Origin of the sequence: Streptomyces sp. NBC_01003 (assembly GCF_045162695.1) — a bacterium.
Taxonomy (GTDB): Bacteria; Actinomycetota; Actinomycetes; order Streptomycetales; family Streptomycetaceae; genus Streptomyces.
Window position 1 is genome coordinate 6264678 of sequence record NZ_CP108707.1, and the last position, 12597, is coordinate 6277274.

15 protein-coding genes, 1 tRNA gene and 1 riboswitch are annotated in these 12597 nt (G+C 68.5%); of the genes, 10 read left to right on the plus strand and 6 right to left on the minus strand.

Annotated elements, in window-relative coordinates:
* Positions 1 to 55: 55 nt before the first annotated feature.
* From OG698_RS28595 to rdgB, 4 genes are all read left to right on the plus strand, one after another.
* Complete coding sequence (locus OG698_RS28595; RefSeq protein WP_264484677.1) at positions 56 to 376, plus strand: PTS glucose/sucrose transporter subunit IIB; 321 nt, start codon at positions 56 to 58, stop codon at positions 374 to 376.
* 90 nt (positions 377 to 466) lie between these two features.
* On the plus strand, positions 467 to 1204 hold the full coding sequence (rph, locus tag OG698_RS28600; protein ID WP_329573197.1) for a ribonuclease PH: 738 nt from the start codon (positions 467 to 469) through the stop codon (positions 1202 to 1204).
* A gap of 109 nt (positions 1205 to 1313) precedes the next feature.
* Positions 1314 to 1712 carry a hypothetical protein gene (locus OG698_RS28605; protein WP_399973471.1) on the plus strand — a complete coding sequence of 133 codons (399 nt, stop codon included), beginning with the start codon at positions 1314 to 1316 and terminating at the stop codon, positions 1710 to 1712.
* Positions 1713 to 1734: 22 nt separating this feature from the next.
* Positions 1735 to 2340, plus strand: coding sequence for an RdgB/HAM1 family non-canonical purine NTP pyrophosphatase (rdgB, locus tag OG698_RS28610; protein ID WP_406106368.1), 606 nt, complete (start codon positions 1735 to 1737; stop codon positions 2338 to 2340).
* A 53-nt stretch (positions 2341 to 2393) separates the two neighbouring features.
* Here rdgB and OG698_RS28615 read toward each other — a convergent pair.
* The 5 genes from OG698_RS28615 to bcp form a co-directional block, all read right to left on the minus strand.
* A tRNA-Leu gene (locus OG698_RS28615) sits at positions 2394 to 2466 on the minus strand.
* 52 nt (positions 2467 to 2518) lie between these two features.
* The gene (locus OG698_RS28620) at positions 2519 to 3181 is read right to left on the minus strand and encodes an HNH endonuclease (RefSeq protein WP_406106370.1); all 663 of its coding nucleotides are present in this window, start codon (positions 3179 to 3181) and stop codon (positions 2519 to 2521) included.
* Positions 3178 to 3831, minus strand: a complete 654-nt coding sequence (locus tag OG698_RS28625; protein ID WP_406106371.1) for an HNH endonuclease — start codon at positions 3829 to 3831, stop codon at positions 3178 to 3180. The genes OG698_RS28620 and OG698_RS28625 overlap by 4 nt, the downstream gene beginning before the upstream one ends.
* Positions 3832 to 3981: 150 nt before the next feature.
* Positions 3982 to 5493, minus strand: coding sequence for a glycine betaine/L-proline transporter ProP (proP, locus tag OG698_RS28630; RefSeq protein WP_406106373.1), 1512 nt, complete (start codon positions 5491 to 5493; stop codon positions 3982 to 3984).
* Positions 5494 to 5635: 142 nt separating this feature from the next.
* Positions 5636 to 6103, minus strand: coding sequence for a thioredoxin-dependent thiol peroxidase (bcp, locus tag OG698_RS28635; protein ID WP_406106375.1), 468 nt, complete (start codon positions 6101 to 6103; stop codon positions 5636 to 5638).
* 129 nt (positions 6104 to 6232) lie between these two features.
* Here bcp and OG698_RS28640 point away from each other — a divergent pair, with 129 nt between their 5' ends.
* From OG698_RS28640 to OG698_RS28650, 3 genes are all read left to right on the plus strand, one after another.
* On the plus strand, positions 6233 to 6571 hold the full coding sequence (locus OG698_RS28640) for a DUF3618 domain-containing protein (RefSeq protein ID WP_100593986.1): 339 nt from the start codon (positions 6233 to 6235) through the stop codon (positions 6569 to 6571).
* 99 nt (positions 6572 to 6670) lie between these two features.
* Entirely contained in the window at positions 6671 to 6973 is a 303-nt protein-coding gene (locus OG698_RS28645) for a co-chaperone GroES (RefSeq protein WP_199841797.1), read from the plus strand.
* A 73-nt stretch (positions 6974 to 7046) separates the two neighbouring features.
* Positions 7047 to 7107: riboswitch (guanidine-III (ykkC-III) riboswitch) on the plus strand.
* A gap of 31 nt (positions 7108 to 7138) precedes the next feature.
* Entirely contained in the window at positions 7139 to 7459 is a 321-nt protein-coding gene (locus OG698_RS28650) for a DMT family transporter (RefSeq protein ID WP_406106377.1), read from the plus strand.
* A 59-nt stretch (positions 7460 to 7518) separates the two neighbouring features.
* Here the strand turns inward: OG698_RS28650 and OG698_RS28655 are convergent, their stop codons facing one another.
* Complete coding sequence (locus OG698_RS28655; RefSeq protein WP_406106379.1) at positions 7519 to 9768, minus strand: transglycosylase domain-containing protein; 2250 nt, start codon at positions 9766 to 9768, stop codon at positions 7519 to 7521.
* A 207-nt stretch (positions 9769 to 9975) separates the two neighbouring features.
* Here OG698_RS28655 and OG698_RS28660 point away from each other — a divergent pair, with 207 nt between their 5' ends.
* Genes OG698_RS28660 through OG698_RS28670 form a run of 3 tightly spaced genes read left to right on the plus strand, consistent with a single transcriptional unit; the run spans position 9976 to position 12595 of the window.
* On the plus strand, positions 9976 to 10788 hold the full coding sequence (locus tag OG698_RS28660; protein ID WP_406106381.1) for an ABC transporter permease: 813 nt from the start codon (positions 9976 to 9978) through the stop codon (positions 10786 to 10788).
* Positions 10789 to 10798: 10 nt separating this feature from the next.
* Positions 10799 to 11599: an ABC transporter permease gene (locus OG698_RS28665; protein ID WP_399973876.1), complete on the plus strand. Its 801-nt coding sequence runs from the start codon at positions 10799 to 10801 to the stop codon at positions 11597 to 11599.
* 6 nt (positions 11600 to 11605) lie between these two features.
* Positions 11606 to 12595: an ATP-binding cassette domain-containing protein gene (locus tag OG698_RS28670; RefSeq protein WP_406106383.1), complete on the plus strand. Its 990-nt coding sequence runs from the start codon at positions 11606 to 11608 to the stop codon at positions 12593 to 12595.
* Positions 12596 to 12597 lie beyond the last annotated feature (2 nt).

A 12597-nucleotide genomic window follows, 5' to 3' on the forward strand; every position in this document is an offset into this window, starting at 1 on the left:
GGCGCCGGCCTGTGAGGGCATGGCGCCGTGATCGTCATCATTCGTCACGGGCTGCATGACCGCTCGTGAAGATGGTCCAACCGTGGGTTACCGTGACAAAGCGGGCCCATGGCGGGCCAAGAGAGAAGTCAGGGAGAACCACATGGCCACCAAGGCTGAGAAGATCGTCGCCGGGCTCGGCGGGCTCGACAACATCGAAGAGGTCGAGGGCTGCATCACCCGCCTGCGCACCGAGGTCATCGACCCGAGCAAGGTCGACGAAGCCGCCCTGAAGGCCGCCGGCGCCCACGGAGTCGTCAAGATGGGCACCGCCATCCAGGTCGTCATCGGCACCGACGCCGACCCCATCGCCGCCGACATCGAAGACATGATGTGAGAGCCCGGCAACCCGCCTAGGCACCACGACGAAGGCCCCGCACCGGACACCCGGAACGGGGCCTTCGGCGTTTTCGCTAGGCTCCCTCCCATGTCTCGTATCGACGGCCGCACCCCCGAACAGCTCCGCCCCATCACCATCGAACGCGGGTGGAGCAAGCACGCAGAAGGCTCCGTCCTCGTCTCCTTCGGCGACACCAAGGTCTTCTGCACCGCCTCCGTCACCGAAGGCGTCCCCCGCTGGCGCAAGGGCAGCGGCGAAGGCTGGGTCACCGCCGAGTACTCGATGCTCCCGCGCGCCACCAACACCCGCGGCGACCGCGAATCCGTCCGCGGCAAGATCGGCGGCCGCACCCACGAGATCAGCCGCCTCATCGGCCGCTCGCTGCGCGCCGTCATCGACTACAAGGCCCTCGGCGAGAACACCATCGTCCTCGACTGCGATGTCCTCCAGGCCGACGGAGGCACCCGCACCGCCGCCATCACCGGCGCCTACGTCGCCCTCGCCGACGCCATCACCTGGGCCCAGGGCAAGAAGCTCATCAAGGCCGGCCGCCAGCCCCTCACCGGCACCGTCTCCGCCGTCTCCGTCGGCATCGTCGGCGGCATCCCCCTCCTCGACCTCTGCTACGAGGAAGACGTACGCGCCGACACCGACATGAACGTCGTCTGCACCGGCGACGGCCGCTTCGTCGAGGTCCAAGGCACCGCCGAGGCCGAGCCGTTCGCCCGCGACGAACTCAACTCCCTCCTCGACCTTGCCGTTTCCGGCTGCGCCGACCTCGCCACCGCCCAGCGCGCGGCACTCGAGGCCACCCTGGAAAGGTAAAGAGCACGCCAAGTAGGGTGGCAACCCGAAAGACGTCAACTGCGTCACTACGGACGGGCGCACGGCATCTCGCCGTGCGCCCGTCCGTACACAAGGGGAGGACCGTTCCATGGCCGCGCGCCCGCGACACCGTCGCCGCATCGCCGTACTCGCCGCCACCGCGGCACTCATCGCCGTACCGGCCGCCGCCGGCTGCGGCGCGCTCGACAAGGCGCTCGACTGCGTCCAGACCGCCGACTCCATCGCCGACAGCGTCAGCGACCTCCAGCAGGCCGTCGAGAACGCGACGAACGACCCCGCGCAGGCCGACAAGGCGCTCGACTCCATCGACAAGAACCTCGACAAGATCGGCGACAAGACCGACAACGCCGACGTCTCCAAGGCCGTCGACGACCTCAACACCGCGGTGGGCAACGTCCGTACGGCCATCAAGAACGGCGACGAAACCCCCGACATCACCCCCGTCACCGACGCCGCCGGCGAACTGACCAAGGTCTGCACGCCGTAACACCGGCGCGATACTGGTCCCCATGACCCGCCTCATCCTCGCCACCCGCAACGCCGGCAAGATCACCGAGCTCAGGGCGATCCTCGCCGACGCAGGCCTGCCCCACGACCTCGTCGGCGCGGACGCCTACCCCGACGTCCCCGACGTCAGGGAAACCGGCGTCACCTTCGCCGAGAACGCCCTCCTCAAGGCCCACGCCCTCGCCCAGGCCACCGGCCTGCCCGCCGTCGCCGACGACTCGGGCCTGTGCGTCGACGTACTCGGCGGAGCGCCCGGCATCTTCTCCGCCCGCTGGGCCGGCCGCCACGGCGACGACAAGGCCAACCTCGACCTCCTCCTCGCCCAGCTCGGCGACATCGACTCCGACACCCACCGAGGCGCCCACTTCGCCTGCGCCGCGGCGCTGGCCATGCCGGACGGCACGGAGCGGGTGGTCGAGGGTCAGCTGCGGGGAGTGCTGCGGCACGCGCCGGCGGGTTCGGGGGGCTTCGGGTATGACCCGATCCTGCAGCCGGACGGGGAGACGCGGACGTGCGCGGAGCTCAGCGCCGCCGAGAAGAACGCGATCTCGCACCGGGGGAAGGCGTTTCGGGCGTTGGTGCCGGTGGTGCGGGAGCTGTTGGGCTGAACGCAAGCAGGCCCCGCACCTACGAATCAAAGGTGCGGGGCCTGCTTTTCCTGTGCGCCCGGTCGGATTCGAACCGACAAACACGACCACCTAAAGATCGCCGCTCAGCCCTTGGCGTACGGGCGCTCATGCCGCGGCCTACTTTACTGGGCCGAGCCGCCGGTCGGTACGGAGCTCTCTATTGCGAAGCTCGCCGTCGGCCGCCTCTGCACCAGGTGCTGGTGATTGCATGGCAGTTGGGGCAGAGCAACCGCAGGTTCTCTCGCCGGTCGTCGCTCCAGTCGCCGCTGATGTGATCGATCTCCAGCGTCATGGGCTTGCCGAGCCACTCAGCCCCGACCCCGCACTCGGTGCACTCCTCGGGTACGCCGATTTCGCGGAGCGCCCGACGGAGCAGCAAGGTTCGGGCTCGGCGCTTGCCCTCATGGCGGACCAACACATCCTCCGCTCGCTTGAAGGGGGTCGGTCCTGGCTTCCCGCGCTGATGACCTTGGCCCAGGAAGTGTGAGGTATCGATGCCGTACTCGCCGGTCAGCTGAGGGAACAGCGCGCGCAGGCGCGTGTTGTCCGGGCGTTGTAGCAGTCGAAGAGTTCCCGCGACCGAAGTGGACCGAGCGACGGCCAGTCGTAACTCGTTCTCGCTGGGTAGGCCTCCATGCCGGCGGCCTACTTGAGGGAAGTGCGAGACGTCGATGCCGAAGTGCTCGAAGCGCTTGTACAAGTGGCGCTTGAGATTGGCGTACGGCTGAGTGCCGAAGAAGGTGATGACCTCGTCGAGGCTTGAGCACTGCTCGGCCGCTTGAGCCAGCCGCTCGCGGGTGTACTGCACGCCAGTGCTCATGACGCGTCGCTTCTGACGCGTCCCTTGCCGCGTCCCCGGTAAGTGTCCGTCGTCGAATGGCAGTTGGGGCAGAGAAATCGAAGGTTCTCAAGGCGGTTGTTGCGCCAGTTGCCGTCGACGTGATCGACCTCCGGAGGGAGCGGATGGCCTCGCCACACGGGCGGCGTACCGCAGAGCGCGCATTCCTCGGGTACTCCCGACTCCGTCATCGCCTTTCTGAGCCGATCGCTCGGGATGCGCCGGGCCTGAGTGGCCGACTGCTCGACGAGCAGACCCTCCGGCGTTCGAGGGTGCCACGGCTTCCCGCGCCGGGTCGGTACCCGGAAGTGCGAGGTGTCAATGTCGTACGCCTTGATCCGGCGGCTGATGTGCGTGTGGTGACCGCCGACCACCTCAAGTCCGAGATGACGCAGCACCTCGCACATGTTCGTCGAGGCCGAGACCGCTGCCTGGAGGATCTCTCGCGTCCACCGAACCCCCTCGCGCTCGAAGTGCGAGATGTCCACGCCGAGCTTCTTCATCCGCTTAAGGACATGCCTTCGCGCCGAACTCCTCGGGTCCACCCCCAGCCTCTCCAGCGCCTCCGACAGTGTCCGTGCCCCCTGGGCCGCCACTTCCAGGCGTTCCTTCGTGTACACACTGGTCCCCACTGGACCCCTCCGCTCTGGTCACGCGTTCGTGACCTCGCACGGACTAACGATCCGAAAATCGGACTGTCACGCACGGAATGCGGAACGACCCGGTCCGGTGCCCGGGGAAGGGGCAGCGGAGCAGGCCGTCCGGAGGGGCAGGTCAGCGGGTCAGAACTTCGGTGCCCGCGCCTGGGACTCCACCAGTTCTGCCGCCTCTTCCTGTGTCTCCACCGACGGCGGGGAGCCCGCCAGGGGCTGCTGGGCCGTTTCCTTCATGCAGGCCACCGCGATGACGCCGACCAGGGCCGCCGCCATGGCGTAGTACGCGGGCATCATGTCCGAGCCCGTGACGCTGATCAGGGCCGTGATGACCAGCGGGGTCGTGCCGCCGAAGAGGGATGCCGAGAGGTTGTAGCCCACGGAGAGTGAGCCGTAGCGGACCTGGGTGGGGAAGAGGGCCGGGAGCGCCGCCGACATCGTGCCGAGCATGCAGACCAGGGACAGGCCCAGGAGCAGCATGCCGAGCGAGACCGCCCACAGGGCGCCGTTCTTGACCAGCAGGAACGAGGGGATGGAGAGGAAGAAGAAGCCCAGCATCCCGGCCATGAGGAGCGGCTTGCGGCCGAAGCGGTCGGAGAGTTTGCCGACCTGGCTGATGACCAGCATGAGGACGAGCATCGTGGCGATGAGGATGAGCAGTCCGTGGGACTCCTTGTAGCCCATCTCGTCGGACAGGTACGTCGGCATGTACGACAGGAGCATGTAGTCGGTGATGTTGTAGGCGCCGACCAGGCAGATGCACAGGATCAGCGTCGGCCAGTAGTCGCGGAAGATCTTGGCCAGGTCGCCCTTCGCGGTGGTCTCGACGTTCGACGCGGCGTCCGAGGCCCGGTGCGAGGACTCGTCCTCCAGTTTCTGGAAGGCGGGCGTCTCGTCGAGGCGCAGCCGCAGATAGAGGCCGACGAGGCCGATGGGGCCGGCGACCAGGAACGGGACGCGCCAGCCCCAGGACTCCATGCCTCCGCTGCCGAGGAGGGTGGTGAGGATGGTGACCAGGCCCGCCGCGCCGACGTAGCCGGCGAGGGTGCCGAACTCCAGGAAGCTGCCGAAGAATCCGCGGCGTTTGTCGGGCGCGTACTCGGCGATGAACGTCGAGGCGCCGCCGTACTCGCCGCCCGTGGAGAAGCCCTGGACGAGGCGGAAGAAGATCAGCAGGACGGGTGCCCAGAAGCCGATGGTGGCGTACGACGGGATCAGTCCGATGGCGAACGTGCCGATCGCCATCAGGATCATCGTCGTCGCGAGGACCTTCTTGCGGCCGATCTTGTCACCCATGGGGCCGAACACCATGCCGCCGATGGGCCGCACCAGGAACGAGACGGCGAAGGTCGCGAAGGAGGAGATCAGCTGGACCGTCGCGTTCCCGGAGGGGAAGAAGACGTGGCCGATGGTGACGGCGAGGTAGCTGTAGATGCCGAAGTCGAACCACTCCATGGCATTGCCCAGCGAGGCGGCCTTGACGGCCCGCTTCACCGCGGCCTCGTCCGTGACGGTGATGTCCGTGCGGCGGAGAGGCGGATTCTTCCTGCGCTTCACCGCGCGGAAGAGGGCGCGGTGGCGTTTGACCGCCGCTGGGTCGGCGGCGGACCCGGTCTGTTCGGGGTCGAGTACGCCCGACATGGAGTGTTCCCTTCTCTGGACGCGAAGTTCCACGGGATCACTTGCTCGAAGGTGGCGATCGCAAACGGAAGTCCCCTTCGAAGGGGACTTCCGTCACATCTGCGCGTACCCGGAAGGCCTGCGGTGATCCGCGGCCGACGGGTCAGATTCCGAGATCCTTGATGATCTTCGCGACGTGGCCGGTGGCCTTCACGTTGTAGAGGGCCCGCTCGACCTTGCCGTCCTCGTCCACGATGATCGTGGAGCGGATCACGCCCGTCACCGTTTTGCCGTAGAGCTTCTTCTCGCCATAGGCGCCGTAAGCCTCGAGGGTCTCCTTCGAGGGGTCGGCGAGGAGCGTGACCTTGAGGTTCTCCTTCTCGCGGAACTTGGCGAGCTTCTCCGGCTTGTCCGGGGAGATGCCGATCACGTCGTAGCCCGCGCCCGCGAGGACGTCGAGGTTGTCCGTGAAGTCGCAGGCCTGCTTCGTGCAGCCGGGGGTCAGGGCGGCCGGGTAGAAGTAGACGATCGTCCTGCGGCCCTTGTGGTCGGCGAGGGAGACCTCGTTGCCGTCCGCGTCGGGCAGCGTGAAGGCGGGGGCGGTGTCGCCGGTCGTCAGTCGCTCGCTCATGGTGGGACTCCTCGTACGGGATACGGGTACGGGACCCGAGCGTAATGGGGGTGCCGTGGGGTGCGACGTCCGCCGAGCTGACAGACTGTCCACGACCAGTGCCATAACAGCGACCATGGAGGCAGCGCGGTGTCGGACACGTCGAGAACGTCGGATGCGCGGACCCCGGCGCAGATCGAGGCGGACATAAAGCGCCGTCGCGAGGCGCTGGCCGAGACGCTCGACGAGATCGGGGTGCGGGTGCACCCGAAGACGATCGTCGGCGACGCGAAGGCCAAGTTCGTCTCGAGTGTCGACCACTCCGTCGGGCGTGCCTATGTGGGTGCGAACCGGCTGGTGTCGGATGTGAAGGCGCAGTTCGTCTCCGAGGAAGGTGCGCCGCGCGTGGAGCGCATCCTCCCGGTGGCTGTCGTCGTGGTCGGTCTCGTGGGGCTGCTCGCCGTGACCGCGCGGCGCCGCAAGCGCTGACCCTTCCTGCGTACGGGCGTGGCCGCGGCAGGTAGGTTTCGGGGCGTGAGCGCCAACAGCGAGAAGAACAGCACCCAGCACGACAAGCTGCCCATCCGCATGCTGCACGACCGTGTGCTCGTACGGCAGGACACCGCCGAGGGTGAGCGGCGCAGCGGCGGCGGCATCCTGATTCCGGCGACCGCGGCGGTCGGGCGGCGCCTGGCCTGGGCCGTCGTGGTGGCCGTCGGGCAGAACGTGCGGACGGTGGAGCCGGGTGACCGGGTGCTGTACGACCCGGAGGACCTGGCCGAGGTCGAGGTGCGGGGCGTCGCGTACGTGCTGATGCGTGAGCGCGATCTGCACGCGGTGGCCGCGGACCGCTTCGAGGGTTCCCAGGACTCGACGGGGCTGTACCTCTAGACCCGCGCGGCTCGTACTCATTGCGTCGCTCAAGGGCTGGTGACCGTTGTCACCAGCCCTTTTGCACGTTCTTTGCTACCTTTGAGGGACCCCGACGAGACGCGCCGTACCGGGTATCGCAAAGACGACGCACCCCTGTTGATCCAACTGACGGAGGTGCCTGTCATGGCCTGGGTTCTTATCGTGATCGCCGGTTTTCTCGAGGTCGGCTGGTCGATCGGCATGAAGTTCACGGACGGGTTCACCCGGCTGTGGCCGAGCGTGTTCACCGGCGCGGGCATCGTCGCCAGCATGGTGCTGCTCTCCTACGCCGCCAAGACCCTGCCGATCGGTACGGCCTACGGCGTGTGGGTGGGCATCGGTGCGGCCGGTGCGACCGTCGTCGGCATGCTGGCGCTCGGTGAGCCGGCGACGGCCGCGCGGATCTTCTTCATCGTGCTGCTGATCGTGGCGATCGTGGGTCTCAAGGCGACGTCGGGCCACTAATGGGTCTCAAGGCGACGTCGGGCCACTGAGGGGCGCTGTCGGTCGTCCAAGGGGCACCGTCACTCGTCGGAGTCGGGACCGCGGGTGAAGTCCGAGTCACCGAAGAGTTCGTTCACCGGTCCTGACGGTGGGTTCGGTTCCTCTGACGGAGTCTCGAGGGTGGGCTCCGCCGGCGTGGACGGTTCGGTCGGGGGGCCGGACGACGCCGGTTCGGACGGCGGTTCGCTGGAGGGCTCGCCGGTGGTCGGTTCGGTGGACGGTTCGTCCGGTGCGGCCGAGGGGATCTCGGGCTGTTCGGCGCCGGACTCCAGGTCCAGGTCGAAGTCCTTGGCGGGGCTGCCGTTGAGCGCGGCCTTGGTGAACTGGGCCCAGATCTGTGCCGGGAAGCCGCCGCCGTTGATGCGGGACAGGCCGAGCGCCCCGTACAGCGGGGTGTGGGCGCCGGTTGAGGGGTTCTGGCCCATGACGGCGACGACGGTGGCGAGGTCGGGGGTGTAGCCCGCGAACCAGGCCGCCGTGTCCTCCTCGGCGGTGCCGGTCTTGCCGGCGGCGGGCCGGTCCGCGGCGAGGGCGGCGGTGCCGGTGCCGCCCTCGACGACGCTCTGCAGGACGGACGTGGTCGTGTCGGCGGACTCGCGGGTGACGGCGCGCTCGGTGGTGTGCTCGGGCAGGTCGATGCTCTCGCCGTCCTTGGTGACCTCGGCGACGATCGTGTACGTGGCGCGCCTGCCGTGGTTGGCGAGGGTGGCGTACGCCTCGGTCATGTCGAGGACGCTGGCCGTGGACGGGCCGAGCGCGATCGAGGGGGACTCGGTCAGGTCGGGGGTGTTCTTGGGGAGGCCGAGGGCGATCGCGGTCTGCTTGACCTTGTCGGGGCCGACGTCGACGGCCATCTGCGCGTAGACCGCGTTGACGGACTTGTCGGTGGCGGTGCGGACGGTGATGGGGCCGTAGTCGACGGTGTCCTCGTTCTCGGGGGCGTAGTAGCCGCCGCTCCAGCCTTCTACGGGGCGTGCGTTGGTGCCGTCGTAGACGGTGTTCGGGGTGATGGTGCGGCCGTCCTGGGTGGTGGAGGCGTTCTCCACGGCCGAGGTGAAGACGAACGGCTTGAACGTGGAGCCGACCTGGTAGTCGCGGCGCGTGGCGTTGTTGACGTACTGCTTCGTGTAGTCGATGCCGCCGTACATCGCGAGGACCTTGCCGGTCGCGGGGTCGATGGCGGCGCCGCCGGCGCGGACGTTGCGGTCGGCGGCGCGGTTCTCCTTGTCGAGCTGGGACATCAGCTTGTCGTCGACGGCCTTGACGAAGGCGTCCTGTTTCTTCTTCTGGAGCGTGGTGGTGATGCGGTAGCCGCCGACGGCCAGGGTGTCCTCGTCGATGATGCCCTTGTCCGTGAGGTAGTCCTTGACGGCCTGGACGAGGTAGCCGCGCTGGCCGGACATCCCGGCGGGGCCCTTGGCGTCGTCGGGCATGGGGAACGTCATCTTCTGGCGGTCGGCCGCGCTGAGCCAGCGCTCCTTGACCATGCCGTCGAGGACGTAGTTCCAGCGGGCGACGGCCTGCGCCTTGTTCTCGGGGTGGGCGATGACGTCGTACGAGCTGGGGGCGTTGAGGAGGGCCGCGAGGTAGGCGCCCTGTGCGGTGGTGAGGTCCTCGACGTCGACGCCGTAGTAGGCCTGGGCGGCGGCCTGGATGCCGTAGGCGTTGCGGCCGAAGTAGCTGGTGTTGAGGTAGCCCTCGAGGATGTGGTCCTTGCTCTCCTCGCGGTCCAGCTTGATCGAGATGAAGAACTCCTTCACCTTGCGGGTGATGGTCTGTTCCTGGCCCAGGTAGTAGTTCTTCACGTACTGCTGGGTGATCGTCGAGCCGGACTGCTTGCCCTTGCCGGTGAGGGTGTTCCAGGCGGCGCGGACCATCGCCTTGGGGTCGATGGCGGACTCGTTGTAGAAGTCGCGGTCCTCGGCGGCGAGTACGCCGTGCTGGACGGCTTTGGGGATCTGGGAGAGGGAGACGTTCTCGCGGTTGATCTCGCCGTCGCGGGCGAGCTGGCTGCCGTCGGCGTACAGGTAGACGTTGCTCTGCGCGGTGGCGGTGGCGTTGGCGGGCGGGATCTTGACGAGGACGTAGCCGAGGGCGAACAGGCCGATGCACAGGAGCAGGAAGCCGAGGATCGTGCCGAGGGCCATGCGCCAGGTGGGGATCAGGCGGCGCCAGCCCGTGCGGCGGGGGCGTTTGGGTCTCGCCGGCTTCCCGGCCTTCCCGGCGTTCCCGGACTCTGCGGCCTTCGGCTGCTGCGGCTCGTCGCTCATGCCCTGTGGAACTCCTGTTTCCCTCCGTACGTCACGTACGCCTCGTACGGCTCTTTACTTCCTGCCGGACACTCTGGCATCGATGGGTGGTGCGGCCGGGGCGTGGCACGCGCCGAGGGAGCCGAAAATGCGTGGCACGGTACACCCTGCTCCCACTAGGCTCCTGCGCTTTGGTCCAGAACGGAAGACGAGGGCGGGAGTTTGTCCGTGGGGACTTTCCGGCTGTACGCGGCCGTCGCCGCCGGAGGGTTCCGGCGCTACGCGACGTACCGCTCGGCCACCGCGGCGGGCGTGTTCACGAACACCGTCTTCGGGTTCATCGTGGCGTACACGTACATGGCGCTGTGGGACGAGCGGCCGGGGCTCGGCGGGTACGACCAGGCGCAGGCGCTGACGTATGTGTGGATCGGGCAGGCGCTCGCGCAGGCCCTGTCGATGTTCAACGCGGGGTTCGCCGTCGACATGGTGGCGCGGATCCGCAACGGCGACATCGCCGTGGATCTGTACCGGCCCGTGGACCTCCAACTGTGGTGGCTGGCCGGGGACTTGGGGCGGGCTGCGTTCCAGTTGTTCAGCCGGGGTCTGGTGCCGCTGACGGTGGGCGCGCTCGCGTTTCCGCTCGCGCTGCCGGGCGATCCGGTGGTGTGGCTGGAGTTCCTGGGGGCGGTGGTGCTGGCCGTGGTGGTGAGCTTCGCGATCCGCTATGTGCTGGCGCTGAGCGCGTTCTGGCTGCTCGACGGGTCGGGTGTCCTGCAGTTCGGGGGTCTGGTGGGGATGTTCTTCACGGGGCTGCTGCTGCCGCTGAACGCGATGCCCGGCGCGCTCGGCGACATCGCGCGGGTGCTGCCGTGGGCGTCGCTCCTCCAGATGCCCGCCGACATCCTCCTCGGCGCCCGCTCCGGCGCGGCCGAAGTCCTCATGGCGTACGCCTTCCAGGCCGGGTGGGCGGTCGTCCTGCTCGCCGCGGGCCGCCTCCTCCAGTCCTCCGCGACACGCAAGGTGGTGCTTCAAGGTGGCTGACACCGGCGGCATGGGGAGCGTACGGGTCTACGGCCTGATCGCCGCGATGTGGATCCGCTCGACCCTGGTCTACCGCACGTCGTTCGCGGCCGCGGTCCTCACCAACTTCCTTGTCACGGCGCTCGATTTCGTCGTGATCTGGATGATGTTCTCGCAGGCGACCTCGATCGGCGGCTACAGCTTCGCGGAGACCGCCTTCCTGTACGGGACCGCCTCCGTCTCCTTCGGGATCACCGCCCTCCTGCTCGGGAGCGTCGACGATCTCGGGCTGCGGGTGCGCGACGGCTCTCTCGACGCGTTCCTGGTGCGCCCCGCCCCGGTGCTCGTCCAGGTCGCCGCGGACCGTTTCGGCCTGCGCCGCCTCGGCCGTTTCCTCCAGGGCGCCCTGGTCCTCGGCTGGTCCCTGACGCGCCTCGACGTCGACTGGACGCCCGCCAAGCTGCTCCTGCTGCCGGTGATGCTGCTGAGCGGCGCGGCGATCTTCGGCGCGGTGTACGTGGCGGGGGCGGCGTTCCAGTTCTGGGCGCAGGACGCGGCCGAGGCGCAGAGCGCGTTCACGTTCGGCGGGCTGACGCTGCTCCAGTACCCGCCGACGGTGTTCGCCAGGGACTTCGTGATCGGCGTGACGTTCGTCGTGCCGCTGGCCTTCGTCAACTGGCTGCCCGCGCTGTACGTGCTCGGCCGCCCCTATCCCATCGGCCTGCCCTGGTGGCTCGCCTTCACGCCGCCGCTGGTGGCCGCCGGGAGCTGCGCGCTCGCGGGTCTGGCCTGGCGCGCGGGTGTCCGTTCGTACCGCAGCACCGGGAGCTGAAGGCGTATGACTGAGAACTTCATCGAGGTCGACGGCGTGGAGAAGGTCTTCGACGTGCGCAGGAAGACGGGCCTGCTGCGGCGCGAGCGCCATCAGGTGCGGGCCGTCGACTCGCTCACCTTCAGCGTGCCGCGCGGCGAGATGGTCGGCTACATCGGGCCGAACGGCGCGGGCAAGTCCACCACGATCAAGATGCTGACCGGCATCCTCACGCCCAGCGCGGGCCGGCTGCGGGTCGCGGGCATCGAGCCGTCCCGGGAACGGACGCGGCTCGCGCGGCGGATCGGCGTGGTGTTCGGGCAGCGCACGACGCTGTGGTGGGACCTGCCGCTGATCGACTCGTACCGGCTGATGCACCGCATGTACCGCATCCCGGACGCCCGCTACCGGGCAAACCTCGACCGGTGCGTCGAACTCCTTGAACTGGGCGGCCTGTTGGACACGCCGGTACGGCAGCTCTCCCTCGGGCAGCGCATGCGTGGCGACATCGCGGCGGCCCTGCTGCACGACCCCGAGGTGCTCTACCTCGACGAGCCGACCATCGGTCTCGATGTCGTCTCCAAGGTAAAAGTGCGGGGATTCCTGCGGGAGTTGAACGAGGAGCGCGGTACGACGGTGCTGCTGACCACGCACGACCTGACCGACATCGAGCAGCTGTGCAAACGCGTCATGGTCATCGACCACGGCCGCCTGATGTACGACGGGCAGCTCGCCGGCCTGCACCAGGTGGGGGAGAGCGAGCGGACCCTCGTGGTCGACCTGGAGCGTGAACTGCCGCCGCTGGAAGTGGAGTTCGCGCGGGTGGTGAAAGTGGACGGGCCGCGCCAGTGGCTGGCGTTCCCGGCCGCGCAGTCGGCGGCGCCGCTGGTCGCGCAGATCGCGGCTCAGTACCCGCTGGCGGATCTGTCGGTGCGGGAGCCGGACATCGAGTCCGTGATCGCCCGGATGTACGCCCGTGAGGAACCATCCCTGGGAGGAACGGCCGCGCCCTCGTAGGC

Coding starts and splice junctions, on each gene's coding strand:
- OG698_RS28595 (WP_264484677.1), top strand. CDS start 56: ATGACCGCTCGTGAAGATGGTCCAACCGTGGGTTACCGTGACAAAGCG.
- rph (WP_329573197.1), top strand. CDS start 467: ATGTCTCGTATCGACGGCCGCACCCCCGAACAGCTCCGCCCCATCACC.
- OG698_RS28605 (WP_399973471.1), top strand. CDS start 1,314: ATGGCCGCGCGCCCGCGACACCGTCGCCGCATCGCCGTACTCGCCGCC.
- rdgB (WP_406106368.1), top strand. CDS start 1,735: ATGACCCGCCTCATCCTCGCCACCCGCAACGCCGGCAAGATCACCGAG.
- OG698_RS28620 (WP_406106370.1), bottom strand. CDS start 3,181: ATGAGCACTGGCGTGCAGTACACCCGCGAGCGGCTGGCTCAAGCGGCC.
- proP (WP_406106373.1), bottom strand. CDS start 5,493: ATGTCGGGCGTACTCGACCCCGAACAGACCGGGTCCGCCGCCGACCCA.
- bcp (WP_406106375.1), bottom strand. CDS start 6,103: ATGAGCGAGCGACTGACGACCGGCGACACCGCCCCCGCCTTCACGCTG.
- OG698_RS28645 (WP_199841797.1), top strand. CDS start 6,671: ATGCTGCACGACCGTGTGCTCGTACGGCAGGACACCGCCGAGGGTGAG.
- OG698_RS28650 (WP_406106377.1), top strand. CDS start 7,139: ATGGCCTGGGTTCTTATCGTGATCGCCGGTTTTCTCGAGGTCGGCTGG.
- OG698_RS28655 (WP_406106379.1), bottom strand. CDS start 9,768: ATGAGCGACGAGCCGCAGCAGCCGAAGGCCGCAGAGTCCGGGAACGCC.
- OG698_RS28665 (WP_399973876.1), top strand. CDS start 10,799: ATGGGGAGCGTACGGGTCTACGGCCTGATCGCCGCGATGTGGATCCGC.
- OG698_RS28670 (WP_406106383.1), top strand. CDS start 11,606: ATGACTGAGAACTTCATCGAGGTCGACGGCGTGGAGAAGGTCTTCGAC.